The sequence below is a fragment of the Gemmatimonas sp. genome (assembly GCF_036405635.1).
Classification (GTDB): Bacteria; Gemmatimonadota; Gemmatimonadetes; order Gemmatimonadales; family Gemmatimonadaceae; genus Gemmatimonas.
Window position 1 is genome coordinate 1 of record NZ_DASWXE010000193.1, and the last position, 2,637, is coordinate 2,637.

General features: G+C 63.9%; 4 protein-coding genes. All 4 read right to left on the reverse strand.

Features of this window, described 5'->3' with window-relative positions; all coding sequences use genetic code 11:
- Positions 1 to 42 precede the first annotated feature (42 nt).
- The gene (locus VGE27_RS15130) at positions 43 to 780 is read right to left on the reverse strand and encodes a DUF4159 domain-containing protein (protein ID WP_331050505.1); all 738 of its coding nucleotides are present in this window, start codon (positions 778 to 780) and stop codon (positions 43 to 45) included.
- Positions 777 to 1,211, reverse strand: coding sequence for a thioesterase family protein (locus VGE27_RS15135; RefSeq protein ID WP_331050506.1), 435 nt, complete (start codon positions 1,209 to 1,211; stop codon positions 777 to 779). The genes VGE27_RS15130 and VGE27_RS15135 overlap by 4 nt, the downstream gene beginning before the upstream one ends.
- Before the next feature lie 44 nt (positions 1,212 to 1,255).
- A complete protein-coding gene (locus tag VGE27_RS15140; RefSeq protein WP_331050507.1) occupies positions 1,256 to 2,101 on the reverse strand; it encodes an RnfABCDGE type electron transport complex subunit D in 846 nt (281 codons plus the stop codon).
- 13 nt (positions 2,102 to 2,114) lie between these two features.
- Positions 2,115 to 2,637 (reverse strand): FAD:protein FMN transferase (locus VGE27_RS15145; RefSeq protein ID WP_331050508.1); only part of this gene is annotated, 523 nt, incomplete at its 5' end.

The following is a 2,637-nucleotide window of genomic DNA, read 5'->3' on the forward strand; positions in this document are numbered from 1 at the left end:
CGACGATGATATCGGCTGCGGACTCGGCGGAAGCGGGCATGGTCAATGCGTCAGGGCGTAGACGAGATAGTTGGTGGCGAACTTGTAGGCGTCGTTGGTGAGATTCACCGCGTACCACCCCTGTCCGGACCACTCCATGTAGTCGCCAATGTCGTTGTTGTAGTTCACGATCGCCAGCATGCGCTTGGTGGGATCGTTGTCCTCGAAGATGCCGTAGTACTCCGCACGCGCCGACCGGTTGTCGGGGTGCGTCATGGCATCGAGCGTGGTGATGCGGAAGAACGCGTCGAAGATGGGGTGCGACACGTCGAGCCGGATGAACTGCGCATCGGGTATGACCAGGCGCATGGAGTACGCGAAGTTCTCCCACTGCCGGAAGTAGAAGTCGTCGACAATGAGAAAGCCGCCCTTGTGCAGCCAGTTGCGCAGTCCAGCGGCCTCCTTTTCGTTGGGACGCCAGTAGCCCGGTTCCGAGAGGTACGCGATGGGGTAGTGCGACAACATCGGATCGTCCATGTCATGCACATTGCTGCCGCGCGCGTGCACCCGCATGGTGGTGAGGTCCTGCACGATGGTCATGAAGTTGCGTTCCATCGCCGGATAGTCGTATTGCCATCCCGGTGGACCGTACTCGATGTAGCGCAGACGCACGAAGGCGAACTTGCCGTCGTAGGGCACGTTGGGCTCGAGGCGCACCCAGCGCTGTGACTGCACGATGGCGGCCGCGCCGGCCAGCAGGGCCCCGCCGAGGGCAGCGAGCGCAGCCCAGCGGCGGATCACGGCGTGACCTGCAAGGCGGTGAGCGCCTGTCGCGTGGCGGCGGGAATGGGCACGGGGCGACGCGAGTCACGACCTACGTACACATGCACGAAATGACCGGCCGCCGACGCCTGGTCTTCGTCATTGCGAAAGAGCGCGATTTCGTAACGCACGCTGGAGGTGCCCAGTTTGCTCACGCGCAGTCCGGCCGTGATGCGGTCGGGGAAGGTGAGCGGTGCGAAGTAGCGGCAACCGGTTTCGATGACGAGCCCAATCGCAGGACTGTGGGCCACATCGAGTAGTCCGTGTTCAATCAGCCAGCGATTGACGGCCGTATCGAAGTAGCTGTAGTAGACGACGTTGTTGACGTGTCCGTACGCGTCATTGTCCATCCACCGGGTGTCGAGGGTGGAGTGATGCAGGAAATCGGCGCGCGTCAACGACTGGTCCATGACTCGTCCATGCTCCGGCGGTGGCTCCGAAATCGGAGGGGCTTTCAGGTCGTTACGGGAGTCGCTGCGGTGGGTCGCCGATGTTGCCGTGCATGCTGCCATTTGCGCCAGCCTTCCCACAGGTTGGCCACGAGCAGGCCACCGAGCAGGAAGTACACCGCGCCCACCGTCATGTAGAGCACCATACTCACCACAGCGGCCAGTGCTCCGTACTTCAGTTGGTCACCATAACGTGGCGGCGAGGTTGGCGGATCGGTGGCCATGAAGCCCGCAAAGAAGAGGGCCATGTGCACATCGGGTGCCCGGTACAGCGCGACCACCTTGGCCGGATCGACAAACGCGAGTGCCGTGGCGATGAGGTAGTACACCCCGAGGAAGCTGAGTGCCAAGGCCGTCTTGTGCAGGCGCCACGTCATGAAGGCACCGGTAGCCAGCAGCAGGGCAATCCATGGGGTGGGAAGTTCCGGCAGGGCGCCCCACCAGCTTTGCCCCGAACCAAACAGGAAGTACGTCGCCACCACACCGGCTGCGGCCGGATTGAGCACGTTGGCCCGCTTGACGCGCAGCGCGTGTTTGGCACCGATGCCGATGATGGAGGCCGCGGCAGCCACATGCCACGGCTGGTGCGGGCTCAGGACCAGGGCAATGAGCCACCCCGTGAGCAGTGCACCATCGGGTACGCTCCAGTCACCGTCACGCCAGCGCAGCAGCGGCACATCGCACACGGCAGCGGTGAGCATGGCGGCCAGCAGCGACGGCCAGACGAGCGACCATCCGGCATGCCACACGGCGGGAATGGTCAGTACGAGCAGCACACCGGCGAAGAGTCCCTTGGGGGACCGCAACCACCGGAGCAGGTGAGGCCAATCGGCGCGCAGGTGGCTCGTCACGTGGCGTGGATGATCATGCGGAAGGCGGAGTCGGGGGCAGGGCGCTGCGTTGTTCAGGAAAGCGCACGCGCTGTCCTGCATGGACCGTGTGCCAATATCCTGCTTCATCTACGAGCAAGGCGTCGACTTGCTGATCCGTGAGGAACGGAATGGCGCGGTCGGGGCCCATGATGAAGGCCGCGGTGGCCAGTGCATCGGCGATGGCAGCGCGTTCTCCCGCCACGGTGCAACTCACCATGCCCTGCGCAGATGCGCCGCGAGCGGGATCGATGAGATGATGACCACCATTCGCCAGGCGACGTTCGTACGAGCCGCTGGTGCAGACGGCCAATCCATCCACGTCGATATGCAACAACAGACCACTGCTGCGGAACGGATCGCGGATGCCCACCGACCATGGACGGCCATGCAGATTGCGCCCGCGGCAGTAGAGATCTCCGCCCGCATTGATGGCCACGCTGGGCAGGTCCTGCAGCGATTCGGCGACGAGATCGACGGCAAATCCCTTGGCGACGGCGCCCAAATCGAGGCGCATG